Here is a 25,701-nt window from a genome sequence, read left to right as displayed (position 1 = left end):
GTGGTGCGATTGGAGGTCTAAGACTAGGTCATAACAAGCGCATATTGTCGGACTGGTTTTACGCTGCGCTCCAAACCAGCCGCAAATGCGAGCGTTAGGCAACACTAAGGAAGATCATGCCTTTAGCAGAAGAAACTAGAAATCTCATCCATGATTATTGTGTAAGAGATCTCCCTGGAGATATGTCTTGGCACATAGATAAATTCTCATTTATTGACGACGCTGAGCTTAGGCTTCGTTTGGGAAGGGCTTTTTACTCTGCACGTTATGTCTACAAACTAATGGAGGCTACATTCGTTCAAAATGACGAGCAGCATCCATTTGTGAAATTCCAAATTATGCAATATGCCTCTATATATGAGGCTGTGATAACCAACTTGTTGTGGGGGTTGCTTAAAGAACATCCAGAAGTGATGCAGCTTCAAACTCATAAGGCATATAAGCCAGTTAACGCCTTGGGCAGTCTAACCAAGGTTAAGTATGGGGACGAAGATATATTCACCTGCGTGTATCGCGACGCAAGAACCCCCAAAAATTCAATACCATTTAAAGATAAAGTTGATTGTGCAGTACGCATTGGCTTTCTCGAAGCGGCTTATGCTGAGGATATTAAGCGTACCTATGAGCTAAGAAACCTAGCTCATATTGAAACAGAAGCATCGAAACAGCTTGATGTAGAAATAGCTCAATCAAAAACTGCATATTGGCGTCTCGGCCCGTTTCTTGATTATGCTGCATCGTTTGTAAGTAACTACAATGCCTAACAAGTCAATCAACTACGCGCCTGCGGCGCCGGACAGCCTACATTCCGCTTCGCTGCATTTCGGCTGCCGGTTATTGAGGCGTTAGATGCACTAAGCACATAATTGCTCACAGCCAAACTATCAGGTCAAGTCTGCTTTTATTATTTTTAAGCGTGCATAATAAGCCCTACACAAATTGGGAGATATATCATGAAAGGCTGGCTTTTTCTTGTTATCGCAATAGTTGGCGAAGTAATCGCAACATCCGCATTAAAATCTAGCGAGGGCTTTACTAAGCTTGCCCCTTCCGCCGTTGTCATAATCGGTTATGGCATCGCATTTTATTTTCTTTCTCTGGTTCTGAAATCCATCCCTGTCGGTGTTGCTTATGCAGTCTGGTCGGGACTCGGCGTCGTCATAATTACAGCCATTGCCTGGTTGCTTCATGGGCAAAAGCTTGATGCGTGGGGCTTTGTAGGTATGGGGCTCATAATTGCTGCCTTTTTGCTCGCCCGATCCCCATCGTGGAAGTCGCTGCGGAGGCCGACGCCATGGTGACGGTGTTCGGCATTCTGAATCTCACCGAGGACTCCTTCTTCGATGAGAGCCGGCGGCTAGACCCCGCCGGCGCTGTCACCGCGGCGATCGAAATGCTGCGAGTCGGATCAGACGTCGTGGATGTCGGACCGGCCGCCAGCCATCCGGACGCGAGGCCTGTATCGCCGGCCGATGAGATCAGACGTATTGCGCCGCTCTTAGACGCCCTGTCCGATCAGATGCACCGTGTTTCAATCGACAGCTTCCAACCGGAAACCCAGCGCTATGCGCTCAAGCGCGGCGTGGGCTACCTGAACGATATCCAAGGATTTCCTGACCCTGCGCTCTATCCCGATATTGCTGAGGCGGACTGCAGGCTGGTGGTTATGCACTCAGCGCAGCGGGATGGCATCGCCACCCGCACCGGTCACCTTCGACCCGAAGACGCGCTCGACGAGATTGTGCGGTTCTTCGAGGCGCGGGTTTCCGCCTTGCGACGGAGCGGGGTCGCTGCCGACCGGCTCATCCTCGATCCGGGGATGGGATTTTTCTTGAGCCCCGCACCGGAAACATCGCTGCACGTGCTGTCGAACCTTCAAAAGCTGAAGTCGGCGTTGGGGCTTCCGCTATTGGTCTCGGTGTCGCGGAAATCCTTCTTGGGCGCCACCGTTGGCCTTCCTGTAAAGGATCTGGGTCCAGCGAGCCTTGCGGCGGAACTTCACGCGATCGGCAATGGCGCTGACTACGTCCGCACCCACGCGCCTGGAGATCTGCGAAGCGCAATCACCTTCTCGGAAACCCTCGCGAAATTTCGCAGTCGCGACGCCAGAGACCGAGGGTTAGATCATGCCTAGCATTCACCTTCCGGCCGCCCGCTAGCGGACCCTGGTCAGGTTCCGCGAAGGTGGGCGCAGACATGCTGGGCTCGTCAGGATCAAACTGCACTATGAGGCGGCGGTTCATACCGCGCCAGGGGAGCGAATGGACAGCGAGGAGCCTCCGAACGTTCGGGTCGCCTGCTCGGGTGATATCGACGAGGTTGTGCGGCTGATGCACGACGCTGCGGCGTGGATGTCCGCCAAGGGAACGCCCGCCTGGGACGTCGCGCGGATCGACCGGACATTCGCGGAGACCTTCGTCCTGAGATCCGAGCTCCTAGTCGCGAGTTGCAGCGACGGCATCGTCGGCTGTTGCACCTTGTCGGCCGAGGATCCCGAGTTCTGGCCCGACGCCCTCAAGGGGGAGGCCGCATATCTGCACAAGCTCGCGGTGCGACGGACACATGCGGGCCGGGGTGTCAGCTCCGCGCTGATCGAGGCTTGCCGCCATGCCGCGCGAACGCAGGGGTGCGCCAAGCTGCGGCTCGACTGCCACCCGAACCTGCGTGGCCTATACGAGCGGCTCGGATTCACCCACGTCGACACTTTCAATCCCGGCTGGGATCCAACCTTCATCGCAGAACGCCTAGAACTCGAAATCTAACGTCCGTTCGGGCATCGAGGTCCATGTCGGGGTGGGACGGGCCCGTGGCTTCAAGATCACTTGCAGTCCGACCGCGATGTCTTGGTTGCGCGAGAGGTTGTCGATATCCTCCACTTCCATCATCAACCCTGGATAATGCCGCCGCCGTCATCGCCGCCGACGCCCGTGCCGGGCTTTTCGGGCCTGTCAGGCTTGCTCGGCCTTCAGCCTGCCTGGGCGAGATCTCCGGCGGACGGATTAACGGCGGAGCTTCGCCGCCTTTCGTGCGTGTGAAGGCCGAAGATAGTTCTCTCAAAAACATCCGTTTATGAGAGATACCAAATGTCATTTTCAGAAGACGACTGCACCAGTTGATTGGGCGTAATGGCTGTTGTGCAGCCAGCTCCTGACAGTTCAATATCAGAAGTGATCTGCACCAATCTCGACTATGCTCAATACGGCACTGTTGCAAATAGTCGGTGGTGATAAACTTATCATCCCCTTTTGCTGATGGAGCTGCACATGAACCCATTCAAAGGCCGGCATTTTCAGCGTGACATCATTCTGTGGGCCGTACGCTGGTACTGCAAATACGGCATCAGTTACCGTGAGCTGCAGGAGATGCTGGCTGAACGCGGAGTGAATGTCGATCACTCCACGATTTACCGCTGGGTTCAGCGTTATGCGCCTGAAATGGAAAAACGGCTGCGCTGGTACTGGCGTAACCCTTCCGATCTTTGCCCGTGGCACATGGATGAAACCTACGTGAAGGTCAATGGCCGCTGGGCGTATCTGTACCGGGCCGTCGACAGCCGGGGCCGCACTGTCGATTTTTATCTCTCCTCCCGTCGTAACAGCAAAGCTGCATACCGGTTTCTGGGTAAAATCCTCAACAACGTGAAGAAGTGGCAGATCCCGCGATTCATCAACACGGATAAAGCGCCCGCCTATGGTCGCGCGCTTGCTCTGCTCAAACGCGAAGGCCGGTGCCCGTCTGACGTTGAACACCGACAGATTAAGTACCGGAACAACGTGATTGAATGCGATCATGGCAAACTGAAACGGATAATCGACGCCACGCTGGGATTTAAATCCATGAAGACGGCTTACGCCACCATCAAAGGTATTGAGGTGATGCGTGCACTACGCAAAGGCCAGGCCTCAGCATTTTATTATGGTGATCCCCTGGGCGAAATGCGCCTGGTAAGCAGAGTTTTTGAAATGTAAGGCCTTTGAATAAGACAAAAGGCTGCCTCATCGCTAACTTTGCAACAGTGCCGTTGCGGGCAACTTCAGCAGCACGTAGGGGACTTCCGCGTTTCCAGACTTTACGAAACACGGAAACCGAAGACCATTCATGTTGTTGCTCAGGTCGCAGACGTTTTGCAGCAGCAGTCGCTTCACGTTCGCTCGCGTATCGGTGATTCATTCTGCTAACCAGTAAGGCAACCCCGCCAGCCTAGCCGGGTCCTCAACGACAGGAGCACGATCATGCGCACCCGTGGCCAGGACCCAACGCTGCCCGAGATGCGCCGCGTGCGGCTGCTGGAGATGGCGGACGCGATGGATATGTTCTGCCAAGGGTTGGTTTGCGCATTCACAGTTCTCCGCAAGAATTGATTGGCTCCAATTCTTGGAGTGGTGAATCCGTTAGCGAGGTGCCGCCGGCTTCCATTCAGGTCGAGGTGGCCCGGCTCCATGCACCGCGACGCAGCGCCGGCAGGCAGAGCAAGTAGAGGGCAGCGCCTGCAATCCATGCCCACCCGTTCCACGTTGTTATAGAAGCCGCATAGATCGCCGTGAAGAGGAGGGGTCCGACGATCGAGGTCAGGCTGGTGAGCGCCGCCAGTGAGCCTTGCAGCTGCCCCTGACGTTCCTCATCCACCTGCCTGGACAACATTGCTTGCAGCGCCGGCATTCCGATGCCACCCGAAGCAAGCAGGACCATGATCGGGAACGCCATCCATCCCCGTGTCGCGAAGGCAAGCAGGATGTAGCCTGTGCCGTCGGCAATCATTCCGAGCATGAGTGCCCGCCTTTCGCCGAGCCGGGCGGCTACAGGGCCGGTGATCATTGCCTGGGCGAGTGAATGCAGAATGCCAAATGCGGCAAGCGAAATGCCGATCGTGGTCGCGTCCCAGTGAAAGCGATCCTCGCCGAAAATGACCCAAAGCGCGGCCGGCACCTGTCCGACAAGTTGCATGATGAAGAAGACCGCCATCAGGGCGGCGACGACGGTCATGCCCCGGGCCCACCGGAACGAAGCGAGCGGGTTGAGAGCCTCCCGGCGTAACGGCCGGCGTTCGCCTTTGTGCGACTCCGGCAAAAGGAAACAGCCCGTCAGGAAATTGAGGCCGTTCAAGGCTGCCGCGGCGAAGAACGGAGCGTGGGGGGAGAAACCGCCCATCAGCCCACCGAGCACAGGTCCCGCGACCATCCCGAACCCGAAACAGGCGCTCATGAAGCCGAAGTGCCGCGCGCGCTCATCGCCATCAGTGATATCGGCAATATAAGCGCCGGCTACCGCCCCAGTCGCCCCGGTGATGCCGGCCACGATCCGCCCGATATAGAGAACCCAAAGGAAAGGCGCCGTCGCCATGATGGCGTAGTCGACAGCAGCGCCGGCCAGCGAGACGAGCAAGACCGGCCGCCGCCCGAAACGATCCGACAGCGCGCCCAGCACAGGTGCGCAGGCAAATTGCATCAACGCATACAGCGCCAGCAGAATGCCATAGTGGGCGGTGACGTCGTTCGAGTGAACCAGATCGCGCAGGAGGCCCGGCAGCACCGGCATAATCAGGCCGATGCCGACAGCGTCGAGCGCGACAGTGCTCAGAATTACGATCAGGGGTCTGTTGGGTTTCACGTCTGGCCTCCGGACCAGCCTCCGCTGGTCCGATTGAACGCGCGGATTCTTTATCACTGATAAGTTGGTGGACATATTATGTTTATCAGTGATAAAGTGTCAAGCATGACAAAGTTGCAGCCGAATACAGTGATCCGTGCCGCCCTGGACCTGTTGAACGAGGTCGGCGTAGACGGTCTGACGACACGCAAACTGGCGGAACGGTTGGGGGTTCAGCAGCCGGCGCTTTACTGGCACTTCAGGAACAAGCGGGCGCTGCTCGACGCACTGGCCGAAGCCATGCTGGCGGAGAATCATACGCATTCGGTGCCGAGAGCCGACGACGACTGGCGCTCATTCCTGAAGGGCAATGCATGCAGTTTTCGACGGGCGTTGCTCGCTTATCGCGATGGCGCGCGTATTCATGCCGGGACGCGGCCAGCCGCGCCGCAGATGGAAAAAGCCGACGCGCAGCTTCGCTTCCTTTGCGATGCTGGCTTTTCGGCAGGTGACGCGACCTATGCGTTGATGGCAATCAGCTACTTCACCGTCGGCGCTGTTCTTGAGCAGCAAGCTAGCGAGGCAGACGCCGAGGAGCGGGGCGAAGATCAGTTGACCACCTCAGCGTCTACGATGCCGGCGCGCCTACAGAGCGCGATGAAAATCGTCTACGAAGGCGGTCCGGACGCGGCATTCGAGCGAGGCCTGGCTCTCATCATCGGCGGTCTTGAAAAAATGAGGCTCACTACGAACGACATTGAGGTGCTGAAGAATGTTGACGAATGACAGGGGGCGGCAGGTGCGGAGGGCGCGGTTGCTTCGTCATATGAAGCAAAGTCACCTAGCTGAATTAATGGGTGTGGATCAGGCAACCGTGTCGCGCTGGGAGCGGGGCACCCTTGCATTGTCGGATGGGAGGTGGTCAGCGGTTCTTCAATTGCTTACCGGGCCTTCCGATTCATCGTACGACGCTGCGCTGAAGCGTCTGGTGCAATCCTCCGCCCACAAAGTCCATCTGGTAGCGACCGGACACATTGTTTGCTCGCGGCATCTCCGGCCAGGCAAAGGGAATTGCGGATTGACCTAGCCGAACTCCTTGGTAAATCGCTGCGTGTTTATGCGTCCCCGAGATAGTTGCGGCCGACTCTGCGCTTAATGGGCTCGGTTGGCATGAGGGGCGGCTGGGGTCACTCGAGGTGGATACCGGCCCGAACTGGAGCGAGGAACTTCCATACTGCCAAGGCGAATGCTGTGGGAGCGCATCATGCTCGCTGATGGTAGCCCGGCACTACTTGTTACCACCACAGCTTAATGCGAAGGGTGCTCCTGTTCTTGTGCATATTTTATGCGCTGCTGATTGTGCATCGAACTGATAACCTCAACGGGTCTGCTTTGTAGTTCACCACACCCCTGACGCGCGCGTGCCGGATAAGCAGAACTATGGTGCCGATGGATGTCAGGAACACTCGGCCTGGTTCGTAACTAGGTCGTCCTGCGCGATCCTGCGGCTAGGGCCGGAATCGTGCTCGCCAGTCAGGCGCTGATGAAGCCTATGGGCACTGTTGCAAATAGTCGGTGGTGATAAACTTATCATCCCCTTTTGCTGATGGAGCTGCACATGAACCCATTCAAAGGCCGGCATTTTCAGCGTGACATCATTCTGTGGGCCGTACGCTGGTACTGCAAATACGGCATCAGTTACCGTGAGCTGCAGGAGATGCTGGCTGAACGCGGAGTGAATGTCGATCACTCCACGATTTACCGCTGGGTTCAGCGTTATGCGCCTGAAATGGAAAAACGGCTGCGCTGGTACTGGCGTAACCCTTCCGATCTTTGCCCGTGGCACATGGATGAAACCTACGTGAAGGTCAATGGCCGCTGGGCGTATCTGTACCGGGCCGTCGACAGCCGGGGCCGCACTGTCGATTTTTATCTCTCCTCCCGTCGTAACAGCAAAGCTGCATACCGGTTTCTGGGTAAAATCCTCAACAACGTGAAGAAGTGGCAGATCCCGCGATTCATCAACACGGATAAAGCGCCCGCCTATGGTCGCGCGCTTGCTCTGCTCAAACGCGAAGGCCGGTGCCCGTCTGACGTTGAACACCGACAGATTAAGTACCGGAACAACGTGATTGAATGCGATCATGGCAAACTGAAACGGATAATCGGCGCCACGCTGGGATTTAAATCCATGAAGACGGCTTACGCCACCATCAAAGGTATTGAGGTGATGCGTGCACTACGCAAAGGCCAGGCCTCAGCATTTTATTATGGTGATCCCCTGGGCGAAATGCGCCTGGTAAGCAGAGTTTTTGAAATGTAAGGCCTTTGAATAAGACAAAAGGCTGCCTCATCGCTAACTTTGCAACAGTGCCTTCTACGGCACGTTTGAAGGCGCGCTGAAAGGTCTGGTCATACATGTGATGGCGACGCACGACACCGCTCCGTGGATCGGTCGAATGCGTGTGCTGCGCAAAAACCCAGAACCACGGCCAGGAATGCCCGGCGCGCGGATACTTCCGCTCAAGGGCGTCGGGAAGCGCAACGCCGCTGCGGCCCTCGGCCTGGTCCTTCAGCCACCATGCCCGTGCACGCGACAGCTGCTCGCGCAGGCTGGGTGCCAAGCTCTCGGGTAACATCAAGGCCCGATCCTTGGAGCCCTTGCCCTCCCGCACGATGATCGTGCCGTGATCGAAATCCAGATCCTTGACCCGCAGTTGCAAACCCTCACTGATCCGCATGCCCGTTCCATACAGAAGCTGGGCGAACAAACGATGCTCGCCTTCCAGAAAACCGAGGATGCGAACCACTTCATCCGGGGTCAGCACCACCGGCAAGCGCCGCGACGGCCGAGGTCTTCCGATCTCCTGAAGCCAGGGCAGATCCGTGCACAGCACCTTGCCGTAGAAGAACAGCAAGGCCGCCAATGCCTGACGATGCGTGGAGACCGAAACCTTGCGCTCGTTCGCCAGCCAGGACAGAAATGCCTCGACTTCGCTGCTGCCCAAGGTTGCCGGGTGACGCACACCGTGGAAACGGATGAAGGCACGAACCCAGTGGACATAAGCCTGTTCGGTTCGTAAACTGTAATGCAAGTAGCGTATGCGCTCACGCAACTGGTCCAGAACCTTGACCGAACGCAGCGGTGGTAACGGCGCAGTGGCGGTTTTCATGGCTTGTTATGACTGTTTTTTTGTACAGTCTATGCCTCGGGCATCCAAGCAGCAAGCGCGTTACGCCGTGGGTCGATGTTTGATGTTATGGAGCAGCAACGATGTTACGCAGCAGGGCAGTCGCCCTAAAACAAAGTTAGACATCATGAGGGTAGCGGTGACCATCGAAATTTCGAACCAACTATCAGAGGTGCTAAGCGTCATTGAGCGCCATCTGGAATCAACGTTGCTGGCCGTGCATTTGTACGGCTCCGCAGTGGATGGCGGCCTGAAGCCATACAGCGATATTGATTTGTTGGTTACTGTGGCCGTAAAGCTTGATGAAACGACGCGGCGAGCATTGCTCAATGACCTTATGGAGGCTTCGGCTTTCCCTGGCGAGAGCGAGACGCTCCGCGCTATAGAAGTCACCCTTGTCGTGCATGACGACATCATCCCGTGGCGTTATCCGGCTAAGCGCGAGCTGCAATTTGGAGAATGGCAGCGCAATGACATTCTTGCGGGTATCTTCGAGCCAGCCATGATCGACATTGATCTAGCTATCCTGCTTACAAAAGCAAGAGAACATAGCGTTGCCTTGGTAGGTCCGGCAGCGGAGGAATTCTTTGACCCGGTTCCTGAACAGGATCTATTCGAGGCGCTGAGGGAAACCTTGAAGCTATGGAACTCGCAGCCCGACTGGGCCGGCGATGAGCGAAATGTAGTGCTTACGTTGTCCCGCATTTGGTACAGCGCAATAACCGGCAAAATCGCGCCGAAGGATGTCGCTGCCGACTGGGCAATAAAACGCCTACCTGCCCAGTATCAGCCCGTCTTACTTGAAGCTAAGCAAGCTTATCTGGGACAAAAAGAAGATCACTTGGCCTCACGCGCAGATCACTTGGAAGAATTTATTCGCTTTGTGAAAGGCGAGATCATCAAGTCAGTTGGTAAATGATGTCTAACAATTCGTTCAAGCCGACCGCGCTACGCGCGGCGGCTTAACTCCGGCGTTAAAAACCAAAGAGACTCGGAGTGCACATTGGAAATCAATATTATTGAAATGATGTCTCATGGAGAGAATCAAAACGTTGAGTTTCTACGCGCCGACGTCTCTCCACTCACCATCGCAAAAGTAGTGTCTGCATTTGCAAACACAGATGGTGGGACGATTCTGCTTGGGGTCAGTGATTCTTCTACTATAGATGGTGTAGATCCTGATTCAACAAGGACAAAGATCGAAAAAGCTCTTGGAATGCTCAGCTCATCTGATGTTGTAACTTTCGATATAAAGCAAACACGTACCGTGCTAAATGTTGCTGTTATAAGGGTCGAAAAATCGGATCAAATTGTCTTTTGTGACTCAGGTGCCTACATACGAAGCGGCGAGAACATTAGAGTGATGCACCAAGAGGAAATCAGGTCGTTACTCGGCTCATCAAGTGGCTCTATTGACGCCCTTTCTGGCGTTTTGGAAAAGCAAACTTTAATGATTGAAGCGCTAGAAAAGACCATTAGCAGTCTGAGCAGCGAAGTTTCTGAAGGAAATAGCTTGAAGTCGAAGATTAAAGACCATTCGATAGGTGGTATTGTCGGTGTGGTGGTCGGTATCACTCTTGGCGCAATCGGTTTTTAACAAGGCCAGGCACGGCGACGGTTTTTCCATTGCGGCTTCGCCTTCACTACAAAGCCGCGCGTGCTGGCGGCGTTAGGCAGAACATTATGATTTCAACATGTGAGTGGTTTTCTGTGAATTTGGGCGATGCGCTTATATCACAATCGATATTAAGTGAATATCAATGTCATCTGACCAAAGTTTATGAACAAGCCAGTAGCCCAGAGTACTTGGTTGCAGTATTTAGGCACGAATCCCGAGACCTCCATTGCCACATAAAGCTGTTTCTTACTTCGGAATTTCAGCAATTAGCAATGTTAGACGGTGCAGTAAGATGTGTTAAACCAAGCTTTGACAATACTAGCTATTTGGCTGGTAATCCAAACTATATGGCAAACAACAAGTAGTTATGCCTAACAAGGCGTTCAAGAGGGACAGTCAACGCGTGGCGACTTTGGCTTAAATGGTGGCATCTGTATTTTCGGTGGTAAATTGAAGTTTGGTGGTAGCGCGTTGCTGCCCCTTAACGCGGTGTTAGAACACCAAACTTAAGAGGGAATTGAGTGGCCTCAGAATTATTGAGAATCAAAAAAAGAAAGGAAACTCGAAATGAGTTGGTTTCCTTGTATGAAAAAGCAGACCAAGTTCTTCTGATTCATTACTCTTGTGAATCTTTTTATGACATCAAAGACGGAAGAACTCCACGCGTAACATCAATTGCTGTCAGAAATCTAAAGACGGCTCAAACTGAGAGTTTTTCTGTACATAAAATTGCTGAAAGAAATGGCGTGCCAATTGAAGAGATACCTGAAAGGTATGATGAGCTTGAAAAGGAAATGCTGGAAGATTTCTTCGAGTTTGTTAAATACAGACAGACCTTTCATTTTGTACATTGGAATATGCGTGATGGAGCATATGGCTTTTCTGCCATTGAGCATAGATTTCAAGCTCTTGGCGGTGAGCCCTATAAGATTCAGGATGATAAAAAGTTTGATCTAGCAAGGGCGCTCGTTTCTTTATTTGGCAGGCAATATGTAGGGCACAGCAAGGCAGGTCGATTTTTAGCTATCGTTGAGTTAAATAAGATAACTGATAAAGATGCGCTAAACGGAAAAGAAGAGGCTGACGCTTTCGAGGCTGGGGAATATGTAAAGCTTCATAGGTCAACGCTCAGAAAAATAGATTGCATGTCAAATATATTTGAAAGAACAATAGATGGTTCATTAATAACCAATGCTACATGGCAGGATCGTTACGGAATACACCCCAAGGCTATCGTTGAATACGTTAAAGATCACTGGTTATGGTCCACCATAGTAATCATCGCAATAATTAGTGGGCTTGTGGGGAAGATTGCAGGCCTGTTCTAACAATCAAAGGCTGCGGACGCCAAAAAGCGGCGCGCGCTGCTTTGGGCGTTAACTGATAAGGGACACAAGTGCCAGAATTTAAGCTGCGATTTCCTGAGAATGAGATATCAGCATGGGCCGAAAAATACCAGTTTGGTACAGATGATCGCCCTGAAAAAGTAGGAACGTTTGCCAAGGAGAATGGGTTCCTTGATGGACGTAACTTATACGATATTTGCGAATGGAAGAGCTCAAGAAAAGCTGGTAGTGCTAAGGAAAACTTGGAAGCTTCAGTTAAGGAGCTCACTAGGTTTTCGTTTTCTACAGCTGATGAATATTCGAGAATAGCAAGTCTAACGCTTTTAAAGGGCGTAATGTGGCCTACAGCAAGCGTCATACTTCATTTTTGTGTTTCAGAACGATATCCGATACTGGATGTTAGAGCGATTTGGAGTCTGGGCGAAGATAAGCCAAGTTATTACACTTTCGAGTACTGGCAAGAGTATGTAAGAACGTGCCAGGACATAGCAGACAGAAACAAAATATCCATAAGATATCTGGATAAAGCGCTATGGCAATATTCGCGAGAGAACCAAGACTTAATCAGTTAACAATCAGCAACAGCGGAAAAAACTACGCGCCGCCAATTTTTGGTTCGCTGCGCTCACTTTACCAAAAATTGGCTCTGCTCCGCTTTTCCGCTGTGCAGGGCGTTATGTGACGAAGTGAATTTTTAAGTATTTCTTCAATTTCGTTCTCTTTAACAATCCATTTTTCTGTTTCGGCAAATCAGTATTTTGGGCTCAAATTTTTGAATCCCTCAAACCGTAAAACATGCCAAAGTTCGTGAAGTTGCCTCATTAAAAATCGCATTTTGGCGTGGACAGTTTTTCGGGCGTAAAGTGGGAAACGCTGGATTTGTCAAAGAATACCAAGCTGAAGTATCTGTGGGCAAAAGAAAATAATCTGAAAGAAATGGATTTCAGCTTTAATCCTGATTTAATTCAGCTTGGTTTAAATTATAACCAGCTGACTGGAATCAATGTAAGCCAGAGCGAGTAGCTAAATAAATTGAGCCTGATGTATAACCAGCTCTCTGAACTGGATGTAAGCAAAAATATTAAGTTGACAAAGCTGTATCTGACAGACAACAAGCTTACTGCTCTGGATATTAGTCATAACCCTAAACTGAGGGCGCTGTGGGCAACCGGAAATCCGTTGGAAAGTCTTGATATCAGCGCTAACCCTTCATTAAGTGACTATGAAACAGACGAAGGTGTTTTAGTTAAACAATAATTTTTTACCATCAGCCCCAGCGCCTTGAGTGCCCGGCGCTGGGGTTGCCAGCATGCAGCATTAATACTATAAACTGGTTTACAATGGTTTATTTTTATACCAGCTTCAGGAGAAAAGTCATGATCAAGGCGCTCCCCCTTTTGTTAACGGTAACAGTCACTGTACTTTCCGGATTGCTCTTTTTCTTTTCAGCAGCTCCGGCCCTGGCGTCCTTGGACTGTGGAGAGTTAAAAGGGTGCGACAGAAAGTTCTGTGAGATAGAGAGTCAGCTTAAGATTGCTCAGGAAAGAGGCAATGATCGAAAAGCGGCTGGGTTAGCAAAAGCATTGGCCGAGGCAAAGCAGCATTGCACGGTTGAAGGCCTTCGCAAGGAGCTGGCCGAAGAAATAGAAGAAGCCAGGGAAGATCTGGCAGCGTATCGGGCTGATCTTAAGGAAGCTGAAGAAGATGGAGATGCGGATGATGTTCGAAAATACCAGCAAAAAATTGAAGAAGAGCAAGATGAAATTGATCAGCTTGAAAAGGAGCTTTCGGGTCTGAATTAAACAGAACTGCGCATAGTTATGGGCTGGAAGTAAGCTGACAGTGCGTGACATGTGTTTCAGTTTAACGCCATAAGAGAATTCCGATGACCATTCATTCCGGCTCCTGCCTGTGCGGCACTGTGCGTTTTGAGGTAAACGGCAAATTCGACAGCTTTTATCTGTGTTATTGCCGGCGCTGCCAGAAAGACACCGGTTCGGCCCACGGGGCTAATCTGTTCTCGCAATCGGCCAGTATTGAGTGGATCTCGGGAACGACGGCGGTCACGTCTTTTACGCTGCCAGGCACTCGCCACAGCAGAAGCTTTTGCAAGCATTGCGGCTCGGCCCTGCCCAACACACAAATAGCCGGCTTGCTGGTGGTGCCGGCCGGCTGTCTGGACACTGATATTTCTTTATTGCCCACGGCGCGCATTTTTACCTGCCATCAGGCGGACTGGAGTAAACAGCCAGATGGCGTGCCGGTGTTCAGCAAAATGCCGAATATAGATCCGTAAGACTACATTCCGGCTGCGCCGGCCTGTACCATTAGCGGTTTACTCCCCATAAGGCGCTGTTAGTTCATGTCCACTTTTCTTGCCGGCTTTGCCTTGAGCTTTTCTCTTATTCTGGCCATTGGCTCCCAGAATGCCTTTGTGCTGAAGCAGGGCATTAAGCGCCATCATGTGTTTGTGGTGTGTGCTGTATGTGCCCTGTCTGATGCGGTGCTTATCTCGTTGGGGGTGGCGGGTTTTGGTGCCATGGTGAAGCAGTTTCCGGCCATTGAAACGGTGGCCCGTTATGGCGGGGCGGCTTTTTTGGCGGTGTATGCGCTGTTAAGCTTTAAATCGGCCTTCAGTAACCGCCATGCCATGACGGCAGCCGGAGATACGCAGCAGTCGCTGCTGAAAACCGTGGCCATGTGTCTGGCCTTTACCTGGCTTAATCCGCACGTTTATCTGGATACCATGGTGCTGCTGGGCTCCATTTCTACCCAATATCAGGCCCAGGGACTGTTTGCCTTTGGTGCCATTTGTGCGTCACTGGTGTTCTTTTTCAGTCTGGGTTACGGAGCCCGTGTGCTGGCTCCGGTCTTTCAGCGGCCCCAGGCCTGGCGGGTGCTGGAGTTTGTGGTGGGGGTGATGATGACTACCATTGCAATCACGCTGGTGGCGGGAGCCTGAGGGTTATTTCAGCTCCGTCTCAATCAGCACTATATCCTGACTGCTGTTATTCAGCACATTGTGCTCAGTGCCGGCCGGCCGGTAATAGCACTCACCGGCACGCATTTCTGCCGGTTTGGGGCCATCGCCGGTATCAATGTGCAGCACACAGTTTTGCATGGGCACAATGACATAGTCGCGTTCATGACGGTGCCACCGGCTTTCGCCACCGGCAGGAAACAGCAGGTGATTAACGCAGGTGCGCTCGTTATCAATTTGCTGGGTAATCTGCAAAACCGGACGTTCAGACATTGACTGCTCCTTGTTAACGCTGTTGATAGTGCTGCACAGCCTGGATGATGCCGGCGGCATCCAGACCCAGGCGGGCCCAGATTTGCTGCTGGCTGCCTTGCTCCACAAAGCGGTCGGGTAACCCCAGGTTCAGCACCGGCATGGGCTTTTTATGCCGCATCAGGCATTCGTTTACCGCCGAGCCGGCACCGCCCATAATGGCGTTTTCTTCCAGTGTGACCAGCAGCTCGTGATCGGCTGCCAGCTCCAGCAGCAGGGCTTCGTCCAGGGGTTTTACAAAACGCATATCTACCAGGGTGGCATTCAGTGCTGCTGCGGCGGCTTCGGCCTCAGGCAGCAGAGTACCAAAGTTCAGCAGGGCAATCTTGCTGCCCTGGCGCAGCCGCCGGCCCTTGCCAATTTCCAGTGCCGTCATGGTGCTGTTCACTTCGGCACCGGGGCCGCCGCCACGCGGGTAGCGCACGGCGGCGGGGCCGGGGTGCATATAGCCGGTGTAGAGCATTTGCCGGCATTCGTTTTCGTCCGCCGGCGTCATGATCACCATGTTGGGCACGGTGCGCATAAAGCTTAAGTCGTAGGCACCCTGATGAGTGGGGCCGTCGGCACCCACTATGCCGGCACGGTCAATGGCAAAGAGCACATCCAGGTTCTGCAGCGCCACATCATGAATAAGCTGGTCATAAGCCCGCTGCAAAAAGGTGGAGTAAATGGCAACGATCGGCTTTTTGCCCTCTATGGCCATGCCTGCAGCCAGAGTGACGGCGTGCTGCTCGGCAATGGCCACATCAAAGTAGCGCTCGGGAAACTCCCGGGAATAGCGCACCAGCCCGGAGCCTTCGCGCATGGCGGGAGTAATGGCCATCAGCTTGTTGCACTGGCGGGCCATGTCGCACAGCCAGTTGCCAAAAATGGCGGAATAGCTGGGGCTGGCCGGCGCACTTTTGGGCAGGCTGTTGGTGGCGGGATCAAATTTGGGCACGCCATGATAACCAATAGGGTCTTGCTCGGCAGGCAAATAGCCTTTGCCCTTGCGGGTCATGACGTGCAGTAGCTGCGGGCCCTTGAGCTTGCGCATATTGCGCAGGGTGTCGGTAAGGGCACCAATGTCGTGGCCGTCTATCGGGCCCACATAGTTAAAGCCAAATTCTTCAAACAGGGTGCCGGGCACCACCATGCCTTTAAGGTGCTCTTCGGTGCGCTTGGCCAGCTCTTTCAGCGGCGGCAGCATCTCCAGCGCTTTTTTGCCGCCTTCGCGCAGGGTGCTGTAGAGCGAGCCCGACATAATGCGCGCCAGATGGTTGTTGAGTGCGCCCACGTTCTCGGAAATGGACATTTCGTTGTCGTTCAGCACCACCAGCAGATCTTTATGCAGATCACCGGCGTGGTTGAGCGCTTCAAAGGCCATGCCGGCGGTCAGGGCACCGTCACCAATCACGGCCACCACCTTGCGGTTCTGCTGCTCGGCATCGGCGGCCACCGCCATGCCCAGCGCCGCGCCTATGCTGGTGCTGGAATGGCCCACACAAAGGGTGTCGTATTCGCTTTCTTCCCGCCAGGGAAAGGGATGCAGGCCGTCCAGCTGGCGAATGCTGCTCATGCGCTCGCGCCGGCCGGTAAGAATTTTGTGCGGATAGGCCTGATGGCCCACATCCCACACCAGCCGGTCAAAGGGGGTGTTATACACATAGTGCAGCGCCACTGTCAGCTCCACCACGCCCAGCCCCGAGGCCAGGTGACCACTGCTGCGGCTTACCGAGTGCAGCAAATAGGATCTCAGCTCCTCACACAGGGCCGGCAGCCGCTCTTGCGGCAGGCTGCGCAGCTCTTCCGGCAGGTTGGCCAGAGCCAGTGTGGGATAATCGGCAATATTCAGACTCATCAATTCTGCGCGGGAACCCCCCTCCTTTTAGGACGGAGAGGGATAGCGCGGCGGCGTCAGCCGCCTCTGTTCCCGCCTCTCCTTTTAAACTGGCTATCTATACAGTGGTTTACTAAACTAAGCGCATGACAAAACGCGCTTATAAATATCGGTTTTACCCGATACCCGAACAGACTGATCTGTTGGCCCAGACCTTCGGCTGTGTACGTTTTGTTTATAACGCTATACTGCGCTGGCGTACTGATGCCTTTGAGCTGCGCCAGGAAAAAATCGGCTACGTTGGCGCTAACGCCCGGCTGACCGAACTCAAAAAAGATCCTGAACTGGCGTTTCTGTCTGAGGTGTCGTGTGTTCCCTTGCAACAGTGCCTGCGCCACCAGCAAACCGCCTTCAAACATTTCTTTGAAGGCCGCGCCAAGTATCCGGCATTCAAAAGCAAGCGGCAACGCCAGTCGGCGGAGTTCACCCGTTCTGCCTTCAAATACCGGGACGGTAAACTGTATCTGGCCAAGAGTAAAACCCCGCTGAATATTCGCTGGAGTCGTGAACTGCCCGGCGAGCCCAGTACCATAACCGTTTCCAAGGACTCGGCAGGCCGTTACTTTGTGAGCTGCCTGTGTGAGTTCGCGCCCAGCAAACTGCCGGTTACCCCCAACATGACCGGCATTGACTTGGGCCTGACAGATCTGTTTATCACCGACAAGGGGGAACGGGTCGGCAATCCCCGCCATACCGCGAAATACGCCGCCAGGCTGGCCAAGGCACAGCGCCGGCTGAGCAAGAAAAAGCTCGGCTCGGCCAACCGTGCCAAGGCCCGGCAGAAGGTGGCGAAACTTCACGCTAAAATCTCCGATTGCCGACAGGACAACTTGCACAAGCTGTCCCGCAGACTGATTAACGAGAACCAAGTAGTCTGCGTTGAATCCCTGAAAGTGAAAAACATGATCCGTAACCAGAAACTGAGCAAAGCCATTGCCGACGCCGGCTGGGGCGAGTTCGTGCGCCAGTTGGCGTATAAGGCAGAATGGGCCGGTCGCTTACTGGTCGCCATTGACCAGTGGTTCCCCAGCTCCAAACGCTGTTCGGGTTGCGGGCACACGTTATCGTCGCTGCCGTTGTCGGTCAGAAAATGGGACTGCCCCGAATGTGGCGCACACCATGACCGCGACATCAACGCCGCAACCAACATTAAAGCCGCCGGGCTGGCGGTGTTAGCCCTTGGAGAGAATGTCAGTGGCATGGGGTCAGTCTCCGTGTCCGGTTCTCGGTGAGTTGGGAATCCCCTTCCTTCAGGGAGGGGAGCAGTCAAAGGCTTATCGTTATTTAGTATTCGCGCTGCACTATGTAGTGGGCGAAAGCTTCCAGTGTGTCGGTATTGTAAGAAAGGCCGGCCAGCGCGGCCAGGGCGTCGTTGTGCAGGCGATCGGCCAGGGCTCGGGCACCGTCCAGCCCCAGCAGGGCAGGGTAGGTGCTTTTTTGCTGTTCCAGATCCTTGCCCCGGGTTTTGCCCAGGGTTTCGGTGCTGGCAGTAATGTCGAGAATATCGTCCTGCACCTGAAACGCCAGGCCAATGGCTTCGGCGTAGCGGCTCAGGGCATCCAGCTCTTCAGGCTGCACCGACACCGAGCAGAGCGCACCCATGCGCACGGCCGCACGAATAAGCGCACCGGTTTTATGCCGATGAATGGTTTCAAGCGTAGCAGCTTCTATTTGCCGGCCTTCATGATAAATATCCAGTGCCTGACCACCGCACATGCCGCCGTAGCCGCTGGCGGTGGCCAGCTCCTGCACCAGCTGCAGCCGGCGTTCGGCTGGCAGCCGGCCTCCGGCATCGCTCAGCAGCTCAAAGGCCAGAGTTTGCAGGGCGTCGCCGGCAAGAATGGCGGTGGCTTCGTCAAACGCCTTGTGCACCGTGGGCTTGCCCCGGCGCAGGTCGTCGTTGTCCATGGCGGGCAAATCGTCGTGGATCAGCGAATAGGCATGGATGCATTCAATGGCGGCGGCGGCGGCATCGGCGGCCGCCGGATCCGCATCCTCGGCAAGACCGGCAGTGGCATAAACCAGCATGGGGCGCACTCGTTTACCGCCCTGGGTCAGACCATATTCCATGGCGTCACGCAGTTGCGGTGAGAGCGGACCCAGCCGGCCAAGGGCCTGCTGCAGAACAGCATTAATGCGTTCACCATATTGCTGGTGCCATTGGGTGATCACGCCGGTTTCTCCGCCGGGTTAAAGTCGGCCAGAGTATCGCCGTCTTTCATCAGAATTTTTACCTGTTGCTCAGCCTGGCTCAGTCGTTGCTGGCCGGCACGCACCAGCTGCACGCCCCGTTCAAATGATTTAAGTGCCTGATCCAGGCTCAGCTCGCCCTGCTCCAGCTGATCCACCAGGCCTTCCAGCTCGGCGAGGGCGCTTTCAAAGTCCATGTTTTCCGGTTTTTTGGCAGCCACGGGCATCCTCTGTTCAATCACGTGCAAAATTGGGCCAATAGTAACACCGCTGTCCGGAATTTGGCGAAGGATTAGCAACATTCAGTTGCAGAACTGCTTCGCTGTTAAACATTTTTGCGCTGTGCCGATAACAACAACGGCGACAACTGCCGGGGCAAAGGGGTAAGATTGAGCCGTTTTTTGCCCGCATTGACAGAAAGAGGACTCCCATTTTGGATTTGGCAACACTCCTAGGACTGATTGGCGGACTGGCCTTTGTTGGCATGGCAATGGTTTTGGGTGGCAGCATCACCATGTATGTGGATGTGCCGTCCATTTTTATTGTGTTTGTGGGTTCACTGTTCGTGGTGATGATGAAGTTCAACCTGGGCCAATTTCTGGGAGCGGCCAAGGTGGCGGGCAAGGCGTTTATGTTCAAGCTGGAAAAGCCCGAAGAGCTGATTGAGCGGGTGGTACAGCTGGCCGACTCGGCCCGTAAAGGTGGCTTTCTGGCGCTGGAAGAAGCAGAAATTACCAATCCGTTTCTGCAAAAGGCGGTGAACATGCTGGTGGACGGCCACGATCAGGCGGTAGTGAAAGCCGCGCTGGAAAAAGACATTGATCTGAATGCCGAGCGCCAGGAGCAGGGAGCCAAAATCTTCCGCTCGCTGGGAGATGTGGCCCCGGCCATGGGCATGATTGGCACCCTGATTGGTCTGGTGGCCATGCTGGCCAACATGGACGATCCCAAGGCCATTGGCCCGGCCATGGCCATTGCTCTGCTAACGACCCTTTACGGTGCCATGCTGGCCAATATGATAGCCCTGCCCATTGCCGACAAGCTGGATTTGCGTTCGGAAGAAGAGCGTCTTAACCGCACGCTGATCATGGACGCCGTGCTGGGCATTCAGGACGGCCAGAACCCCCGGGTGCTGCAGGCGCTGCTGGAAAACTATCTGGCAGAGAATAAGCGCACCAAGGAGGAATAGTGGCCAAAAAGAACAAGCCGGCACCGGCAGGTGCTCCCGCCTGGATGGCCACCTTTGCAGACCTGGCCACCATTCTGATGAGCTTTTTTGTGCTGCTGCTGGCCTTTGCCGAAATGGATGTGCTCAAGTTCAAGCAAATTGCCGGCAGCATGAAGTTTGCCTTTGGGGTGCAGAATCAGATTGAGGTATCGGAAATTCCCAAGGGTACCTCCGTGATTGCGCTGGAGTTTCGCCCCGGCCGGCCCGAGCCTACGCCCATTAATACCATCATGCAGCATACCACCGACTCTACCCTGGCCGAGCTGGACTTTCAGCCCGGCGAGTCGGACCGGGCCTCGGGCCAGAGCAGGGAAGATGGCAACATGAGCGGCAGCCAGCAGCCGGAGCAGACCAGTGCCGAAGCCATCAGTCTGGCTCAGGCCATGGCCGAGCAGCTGAGCAGCGCCATTGAACAGGACGCCATTGAGATTGAAGCGCTGGGCCAGCAGGTGGTGATCCGCATTCGGGAAAATGCGTCTTTTCCCGCCGGCTCAGCATTTTTGCAGCCCAAGTTCTGGCCGGTTATTCGCCAGGTAGGGGCGCTGGTAAAAGATGTGCCCGGTGAAATTCTGGTGTCGGGCCATTCCGACGACATTGGCAGCGGCTATGAGCTGTTCAGCTCCAACTGGGAATTGTCTACTCAGCGGGCACTGGCGGTAGCGGATCAGCTCAGGCGCACCGAAGGCTTTGACGACAGCCGCATGGTGGTCATGGGCCTGGCCGACACCAAGCCCCTGGCACCCAACGATACACCTGAAAACCGCCGCCTTAACCGGCGGGTGGAAATTACCATTTCTCAGGGCAAGCCGGTCTACACAGAGCCGGTAGAGGCGGTTGCGCCCAACACCCCCTGAACTGCTTTTCTTTTAACCATAAGCCCGGCACGTGTATAATGCCGGGCTTATTTTTTTATGTGTTGTTCGAGCGTACCGAAATTATGAAATTTATTATCAAGCTTCATCCTGAAATGACCATCAAGAGCAAGTCGGTGCGCCAGCGCATGAGCAAGATCCTCTCGGGCAACATTCGCAATACCCTCAGGCCACTGGATGAAACCGTTAAAGTGCGGGTGGACTGGGACAAGATGGTGGTACGCAGCAATAACAATGACGAGGCCAGCCGCCAGCAGCTGACAGAGGCGCTCGGCTGCATTCCCGGCATTCAGTCGTTTCTGGAGGTGGTGGAATTCAAGGTCAGCTCCCTGGATGACATTCTGGAACACGCCCAGGCCATGTTTGGTGACCAGCTTGCCGGCAAAACCTTTTGTGTGCGTGCCAAGCGCCGAGGCAAGCAGGCGTTCAGCTCGCTGGATGTGGAGCGCTATGTGGGCGGCGGCCTGAACCAGCGTTGCAACACCGCCGGTGTTAAACTCAAGCAGCCCGATGTGCAGATTAATCTGGAGCTGGATGACGAGCGGCTGTATCTGGTGAGCAAGCAACACGCCGGCATGGGCGGTTATCCCATTGCCACTCAGGAAAGTGTGCTCAGCCTGATGTCCGGTGGCTACGACTCGGGCGTGTCGTCGTTTCAGTTCATCAAGCGCGGCAGCCGGGTGCATTACTGCTTCTTCAACCTGGGCGGGCGCGAGCATGAAGCCGGCGTGCGCGAGGTGGTGCACTTTTTGTGGAAGAAATACGGCTCGTCTCACCGGGTGAAGTTTATTTCGGTGCCCTTTGAAGGGGTGGTGGCCGAGATCCTGGAAAAAATCGACAAGGGCCATATGGGGGTGGTGCTCAAGCGCATGATGATGCGCGCCGGTGCCGAAGTGGCCCGGCGCCTGGCGGTTAATGCGCTGGTTACCGGTGAGTCCATGGGCCAGGTATCCAGCCAGACGGTGACCAATCTCAATGTGATCGACAGAGTGACCGACACCCTGATACTGCGGCCCTTGATCGCCACCGACAAGCAGGACATTATCGATCAGGCTCGGGCCATCGGTACTGCGCCTTATGCGGAAAAAATGCCGGAATATTGCGGTGTTATTTCGCAAAAGCCCACCATTAAAGCAGTGCTGAGCAAGGTGGAAGAAGAAGAAGCCAATTTTGACTTTGGTGTGCTCGACACCGCCGTGCAGTCCTCTTTTGTGGAAGACGTGCGCGATCTGGACAGAGTATGGGAGGTGCCGGAAGTGGAAATCAGCGAACAGGTAACGGAGCAGGAGGTGATCCTCGATATTCGTGCGCCGGAAGAAGAAGAGCAGTCTCCGCTGGAAGTGGCCGGCCACAGAGTGATACGTCTGCCGTTTTTCCGCCTGGCCAACCAGTTTGGCGAGCTGGACCAGAACAAAACCTACCTGCTTTACTGTGCCCGCGGCGTGATGAGCCGGCTGCAGGCCATTCACCTGAAAGAGCAGGGCTTTGAAAACGTAAAGGTGTATAAGCCCTGAATTAGCATGGTGAATAGCAGGCTGGGATTCGCTATGCGAATCCCAGCAACTTCAGCCGGCATCAACCATTCGTCACTCCGGTACTGAATCTAGTTCAGCATGACGGCGTTTTACACTTGCCCCTCGTGTTTTTTCACTTCCTGATACAGCTGCTGGCACACCGGCACCGGCAGTTCACCGGCGTGCTTGAGCAGATACCCTGTGATGTAGTCAATTTCCGTGGGCCGGCCGTGGGCCAGATCCTGGTGCATGGAAGAATAGTTGGTGGCGGTCAGTTCAATTACACTGTTCAGCCGGCGGCGATATTGCTCCAGGGTTTCGGTTTCACCCAGTGCGCTCAGCACAGTGTGAACTTCCTGGCTCAGCTGCTCCACCACATCGGCAAAGCGGGGCTCACTGAGCTGACCGTTATAAATATTGTGGCAGGCAGTGAGTGGATTAATCACGGCATTAATGGCGAGCTTACGCCGCTGCAGTGAGAGTATGTCTTCACTCCACCCGGCATGGCCCAGGGCTGAGGCCAGCGGTTTTGTCAGGTGTGAGAAGGACTTGCCTTTCTCATTAACCGGCCCCAGCCAGGTTTCGCCCTTACCGGTGTGGCGCACCTGTGAGTTACCTTCCCGCAGGGCACCATGGCTGGTTACGCCGGCCAGCAGCGGGTTGTGAGGCAGCAGTTTGGCTACGTCTTCGGCAATGCCCATGCCGTTGTGCAGCGATATTACCGGCACCTCACGAGACAGCCCCCGCAAACTGCCCAGCGCGGGCAGTACCTGATAGGCTTTGGTCATCACCAGCAAACACTCAATATCGGCTGCCTGCTCGGCAAAACGGTAGTGAGGGCTTACCAGCCGGCGGCGCTCATTCAGGGCAATAAACTCAAATGCCGGGTGAAAATGTCGGCGGCGACGGTCGCTCAGCATCAGCGATACCGGCCTTTTTTGTTCGGTCAGCAAAGCAGCAAAGGTGCAGCCCAGCGCGCCAGCTCCCAATATGGTCCACTCACGCATCATTCTCTCTCCGGTTTTTTGATATTATTCTGCGTTATTGATCCCATACGTTAGCCGTGAACCGCTTGGCTTGCCAGCGGTTTCGGCGCTTACTCAAGGAGCTTTCATGCCTTCTTTTGATATTGTTTCCGAAGTGGAAATGAATGAAGTACGCAACGCTGTTGAAAACGCCAGCCGCGAGCTGACCACCCGCTATGATTTTCGTGGTGTGGAAGCCAGCTTTGAGCTGAACGACAACAAGGTAAAGCTGGAAGCAGAAGCCGACATGCAGCTGCAGCAGATGCGTGACATATTACGCGGTGCCTTAATCAAGCGAGGCATTGATGTACGGGTGCTGGACGCCGGCAGCATTAATCGCACCGGAAAACGCCATGTGCAGGAAATGAGCTTTCTGCAGGGCATTGACAGTGCACTGGCAAAAAAGCTGGTAAAGAAGATTAAAGATAGCAAAATCAAGGTGCAGGCGTCCATTCAGGGCGAGCAGCTGCGGGTTACCGGCAAGAAGCGGGACGATCTGCAGCAGGTGATGGCCCTGCTGCGCGCCGAAGAGCAGGAGCAGCCGCTGCAGTTTAATAACTTTCGGGATTAAGGCAGCCAAGGCCGGGTTTCGTACCCGGCATGGCTTCTAGCTTTCGGCTTCCAGCTTGCCGACCCGCCGGGCGACTACCGCAATCAGTACCAGCACCGGCAGGCCAAGGGCGGCGGTGCCGGTAAAGAAGACCGCATAGCCCATGGCGTCCACCACCACTCCCGAGAAGCCGGCCATAAATTTGGGCAGCAGCAGCATCACTGAGCTGAACAGCGCATATTGAGTGGCAGAGAAGGCCACATTGGTCAGGCTGGAGAGATAAGTCACAAAGGCAGCGGTAGCAATGCCGGCGCTTAAGTTATCCAGCGAGATAATCACCGTCAGCAGGCGCACATCCGGGCCCAGCTGGCTCATCAGGGCAAAGAGTACATTGGTGCCGGCAGTCAGCACGGCACCCAGCATCAGAATGCGCAGTGTGCCAAAGCGCACCACCAGCACACCACCCAGGGCGGCGCCCAGCAGCGTCATTATCACGCCATACACCTTGGTCACGGTGGCAATTTCGGTTTTGGTAAAGCCCATATCCACATAAAAGGGATTGGCCATCACGCCCATGACGACATCTGCCACCCGATAGCTGGCAATCAGACTCAGGATCAACAGAGCATGCCAGCCATAGCGCTGAAAAAAGTCGGCAAAGGGGTTGACCACGGCGCTTTTGCCAAATGCGAGAAAGCCGGCCAGCCAGGCCGGCCAGCCCCGGTTTACCAGCTGCGCCTTGTGCTCCTGCTGAGACCGTTGCTGCTCACCCAGGTCTACCTTCGGCTCGTGCAGCAGCAGGCAGGTCAGTACACCCACCAGCATGCAGCCGGCCATGGTCAGATAGGCCACCTGCCAGCCGTACATGCTGTAGCTGATGTCGGAGCCGGCCCAGGCGGCAATGGCCAGCGCACCGGCCCCGGCCATGATCATCGCCAGCCGGTAGCCGGTCATGTAGGCGGCAGCCAGCGCCCCCTGCAGCCGCTCCGGAGCTGACTCTATGCGATAGGCGTCTATCACTATGTCTTGCGTGGCTGAAGCAAACGCGACGGCAAGCGCAAACAGTGCCAGTTGCACCAGGCTGACGGTGGGATCAGAAAACGCCATGCCCGCCAGCGCCGCCATAATAATCAGCTGGGAAAACAGCATCCAGCTGCGCCGCCGGCCCATCATACGGGATAACAGTGGCAGCGGCAGCCTGTCTACCAGCGGTGACCACAGCCATTTTACCCCGTAGGCCAGCGCCACCCAGCTGAAAAAGCCAATGCTGGTGCGGCTGACGCCGGCCTCGCGCAGCCAGAACGACAGGGTGCCAAACACCAGCAGCAGCGGCAGGCCGGAGGAAAACCCCAGTGCCAGCATAATCAGTACGCGCCGCTCAGTGTAGAGCGACAGACTTTGCTGCCATTT

At 54.9% G+C, this 25,701-nt stretch carries 27 protein-coding genes and 2 pseudogenes; 21 read left to right on the top strand and 8 right to left on the bottom strand.

Going from position 1 to position 25,701, the window contains the following annotated elements:
* The first annotated feature begins 116 nt into the window (after window positions 1-116).
* From N2M06_RS12020 to N2M06_RS11995, 6 genes are all read left to right on the top strand, one after another.
* Window positions 117-764: a hypothetical protein gene (locus N2M06_RS12020; protein WP_346350861.1), complete on the top strand. Its 648-nt coding sequence runs from the start codon at window positions 117-119 to the stop codon at window positions 762-764.
* Between the two features lie 189 nt (window positions 765-953).
* Window positions 954-1,301, top strand: coding sequence for a quaternary ammonium compound efflux SMR transporter QacE delta 1 (locus N2M06_RS12015; protein WP_000679427.1), 348 nt, complete (start codon window positions 954-956; stop codon window positions 1,299-1,301).
* Window positions 1,295-2,134, top strand: coding sequence for a sulfonamide-resistant dihydropteroate synthase Sul1 (sul1, locus tag N2M06_RS12010; RefSeq protein ID WP_000259031.1), 840 nt, complete (start codon window positions 1,295-1,297; stop codon window positions 2,132-2,134). Before N2M06_RS12015 ends, sul1 begins: the two co-directional genes overlap by 7 nt.
* 127 nt (window positions 2,135-2,261) lie before the next feature.
* Window positions 2,262-2,762 (top strand): GNAT family N-acetyltransferase, encoded by a 501-nt coding sequence (locus N2M06_RS12005; protein WP_000376623.1) that lies wholly within the window; start codon window positions 2,262-2,264, stop codon window positions 2,760-2,762.
* A 501-nt stretch (window positions 2,763-3,263) separates the two neighbouring features.
* Window positions 3,264-3,968 carry an IS6-like element IS26 family transposase gene (locus tag N2M06_RS12000; RefSeq protein WP_001067848.1) on the top strand — a complete coding sequence of 235 codons (705 nt, stop codon included), beginning with the start codon at window positions 3,264-3,266 and terminating at the stop codon, window positions 3,966-3,968.
* 264 nt (window positions 3,969-4,232) lie between these two features.
* Window positions 4,233-4,361, top strand: coding sequence for a type VI secretion protein (locus tag N2M06_RS11995; protein ID WP_001260374.1), 129 nt, complete (start codon window positions 4,233-4,235; stop codon window positions 4,359-4,361).
* Between the two features lie 55 nt (window positions 4,362-4,416).
* Here the strand turns inward: N2M06_RS11995 and tet(A) are convergent, their stop codons facing one another.
* Window positions 4,417-5,607, bottom strand: coding sequence for a tetracycline efflux MFS transporter Tet(A) (gene tet(A), locus N2M06_RS11990; RefSeq protein WP_047706567.1), 1,191 nt, complete (start codon window positions 5,605-5,607; stop codon window positions 4,417-4,419).
* A 105-nt stretch (window positions 5,608-5,712) separates the two neighbouring features.
* Between tet(A) and tetR the strand changes: the two genes are divergently transcribed.
* Both tetR and N2M06_RS11980 read left to right on the top strand, forming a co-directional pair.
* Window positions 5,713-6,372: a tetracycline resistance transcriptional repressor TetR gene (tetR, locus tag N2M06_RS11985; protein ID WP_128297852.1), complete on the top strand. Its 660-nt coding sequence runs from the start codon at window positions 5,713-5,715 to the stop codon at window positions 6,370-6,372.
* A gap of 832 nt (window positions 6,373-7,204) precedes the next feature.
* Complete coding sequence (locus tag N2M06_RS11980) at window positions 7,205-7,909, top strand: IS6-like element IS26 family transposase (protein ID WP_001067855.1); 705 nt, start codon at window positions 7,205-7,207, stop codon at window positions 7,907-7,909.
* Between the two features lie 52 nt (window positions 7,910-7,961).
* Here the strand turns inward: N2M06_RS11980 and intI1 are convergent.
* Window positions 7,962-8,759: pseudogene (gene intI1 / locus N2M06_RS11975) on the bottom strand (class 1 integron integrase IntI1); the annotation flags it as partial.
* Window positions 8,760-8,904: 145 nt separating this feature from the next.
* Here intI1 and N2M06_RS11970 point away from each other — a divergent pair.
* The 8 genes and pseudogenes from N2M06_RS11970 (at window position 8,905) to N2M06_RS11935 (ending at window position 14,703) form a co-directional block, all read left to right on the top strand.
* Window positions 8,905-9,743 (top strand): annotated as a pseudogene (locus tag N2M06_RS11970) (AadA family aminoglycoside 3''-O-nucleotidyltransferase).
* Between the two features lie 37 nt (window positions 9,744-9,780).
* Window positions 9,781-10,374 (top strand): ATP-binding protein, encoded by a 594-nt coding sequence (locus N2M06_RS11965; RefSeq protein ID WP_346350860.1) that lies wholly within the window; start codon window positions 9,781-9,783, stop codon window positions 10,372-10,374.
* A 542-nt stretch (window positions 10,375-10,916) separates the two neighbouring features.
* A complete protein-coding gene (locus N2M06_RS11960) occupies window positions 10,917-11,723 on the top strand; it encodes a hypothetical protein (RefSeq protein ID WP_346350859.1) in 807 nt (268 codons plus the stop codon).
* A gap of 68 nt (window positions 11,724-11,791) precedes the next feature.
* Window positions 11,792-12,313, top strand: coding sequence for a hypothetical protein (locus N2M06_RS11955; protein ID WP_346350858.1), 522 nt, complete (start codon window positions 11,792-11,794; stop codon window positions 12,311-12,313).
* Window positions 12,314-12,782: 469 nt separating this feature from the next.
* A complete protein-coding gene (locus N2M06_RS11950) occupies window positions 12,783-12,998 on the top strand; it encodes a hypothetical protein (protein ID WP_346350857.1) in 216 nt (71 codons plus the stop codon).
* A gap of 119 nt (window positions 12,999-13,117) precedes the next feature.
* A complete protein-coding gene (locus N2M06_RS11945; RefSeq protein WP_346350856.1) occupies window positions 13,118-13,543 on the top strand; it encodes a DUF1090 domain-containing protein in 426 nt (141 codons plus the stop codon).
* 83 nt (window positions 13,544-13,626) lie between these two features.
* The gene (locus N2M06_RS11940) at window positions 13,627-14,037 is read left to right on the top strand and encodes a GFA family protein (protein ID WP_346350855.1); all 411 of its coding nucleotides are present in this window, start codon (window positions 13,627-13,629) and stop codon (window positions 14,035-14,037) included.
* 66 nt (window positions 14,038-14,103) lie between these two features.
* A complete protein-coding gene (locus tag N2M06_RS11935; protein WP_346350854.1) occupies window positions 14,104-14,703 on the top strand; it encodes a LysE/ArgO family amino acid transporter in 600 nt (199 codons plus the stop codon).
* Window positions 14,704-14,706: 3 nt separating this feature from the next.
* On the opposite strand, the gene N2M06_RS11930 is transcribed toward N2M06_RS11935, so the two are convergent.
* Both N2M06_RS11930 and dxs read right to left on the bottom strand, forming a co-directional pair.
* A complete protein-coding gene (locus tag N2M06_RS11930; RefSeq protein ID WP_019934411.1) occupies window positions 14,707-14,994 on the bottom strand; it encodes a cupin domain-containing protein in 288 nt (95 codons plus the stop codon).
* 13 nt (window positions 14,995-15,007) lie between these two features.
* The gene (gene dxs / locus N2M06_RS11925; RefSeq protein WP_346350853.1) at window positions 15,008-16,873 is read right to left on the bottom strand and encodes a 1-deoxy-D-xylulose-5-phosphate synthase; all 1,866 of its coding nucleotides are present in this window, start codon (window positions 16,871-16,873) and stop codon (window positions 15,008-15,010) included.
* 125 nt (window positions 16,874-16,998) lie between these two features.
* Between dxs and N2M06_RS11920 the strand changes: the two genes are divergently transcribed.
* Entirely contained in the window at window positions 16,999-18,144 is a 1,146-nt protein-coding gene (locus N2M06_RS11920; RefSeq protein ID WP_346350852.1) for an RNA-guided endonuclease TnpB family protein, read from the top strand.
* Window positions 18,145-18,196: 52 nt separating this feature from the next.
* Here the strand turns inward: N2M06_RS11920 and ispA are convergent, their stop codons facing one another.
* On the bottom strand, window positions 18,197-19,084 hold the full coding sequence (gene ispA, locus N2M06_RS11915; RefSeq protein ID WP_346350851.1) for a (2E,6E)-farnesyl diphosphate synthase: 888 nt from the start codon (window positions 19,082-19,084) through the stop codon (window positions 18,197-18,199).
* On the bottom strand, window positions 19,081-19,329 hold the full coding sequence (gene xseB, locus N2M06_RS11910) for an exodeoxyribonuclease VII small subunit (RefSeq protein WP_346350850.1): 249 nt from the start codon (window positions 19,327-19,329) through the stop codon (window positions 19,081-19,083). Before xseB ends, ispA begins: the two co-directional genes overlap by 4 nt.
* Window positions 19,330-19,535: 206 nt before the next feature.
* On the opposite strand from xseB, the gene pomA reads away from it, so the two are divergent.
* The 3 genes from pomA to thiI all read left to right on the top strand — a co-directional run bounded on the left by pomA (window position 19,536) and on the right by thiI (window position 22,716).
* Window positions 19,536-20,291 carry a flagellar motor protein PomA gene (gene pomA, locus N2M06_RS11905; protein ID WP_026344749.1) on the top strand — a complete coding sequence of 252 codons (756 nt, stop codon included), beginning with the start codon at window positions 19,536-19,538 and terminating at the stop codon, window positions 20,289-20,291.
* Window positions 20,288-21,184: a flagellar motor protein MotB gene (locus N2M06_RS11900; protein ID WP_156816461.1), complete on the top strand. Its 897-nt coding sequence runs from the start codon at window positions 20,288-20,290 to the stop codon at window positions 21,182-21,184. The genes pomA and N2M06_RS11900 overlap by 4 nt, the downstream gene beginning before the upstream one ends.
* An 83-nt stretch (window positions 21,185-21,267) precedes the next feature.
* Window positions 21,268-22,716: a tRNA uracil 4-sulfurtransferase ThiI gene (gene thiI, locus N2M06_RS11895; protein WP_026344748.1), complete on the top strand. Its 1,449-nt coding sequence runs from the start codon at window positions 21,268-21,270 to the stop codon at window positions 22,714-22,716.
* A 110-nt stretch (window positions 22,717-22,826) separates the two neighbouring features.
* Here thiI and N2M06_RS11890 read toward each other — a convergent pair whose 3' ends face one another.
* Window positions 22,827-23,726: a 2-dehydropantoate 2-reductase gene (locus N2M06_RS11890; RefSeq protein WP_346350849.1), complete on the bottom strand. Its 900-nt coding sequence runs from the start codon at window positions 23,724-23,726 to the stop codon at window positions 22,827-22,829.
* A 103-nt stretch (window positions 23,727-23,829) separates the two neighbouring features.
* Between N2M06_RS11890 and N2M06_RS11885 the strand changes: the two genes are divergently transcribed.
* Entirely contained in the window at window positions 23,830-24,312 is a 483-nt protein-coding gene (locus N2M06_RS11885) for a YajQ family cyclic di-GMP-binding protein (RefSeq protein WP_346350848.1), read from the top strand.
* Window positions 24,313-24,348: 36 nt separating this feature from the next.
* On the opposite strand, the gene N2M06_RS11880 is transcribed toward N2M06_RS11885, so the two are convergent.
* On the bottom strand, window positions 24,349-25,653 hold the full coding sequence (locus N2M06_RS11880; protein WP_317075137.1) for an AmpG family muropeptide MFS transporter: 1,305 nt from the start codon (window positions 25,651-25,653) through the stop codon (window positions 24,349-24,351).
* Window positions 25,654-25,701: the final 48 nt, after the last annotated feature.

This window comes from Oceanimonas sp. AH20CE76, from assembly GCF_039654065.1.
Taxonomy (GTDB): Bacteria; Pseudomonadota; Gammaproteobacteria; order Enterobacterales; family Aeromonadaceae; genus Oceanimonas; species Oceanimonas smirnovii.
The sequence above is the reverse complement of the archived record's forward strand: the minus strand, read 5'-3'. Positions and strand labels throughout refer to the sequence as shown.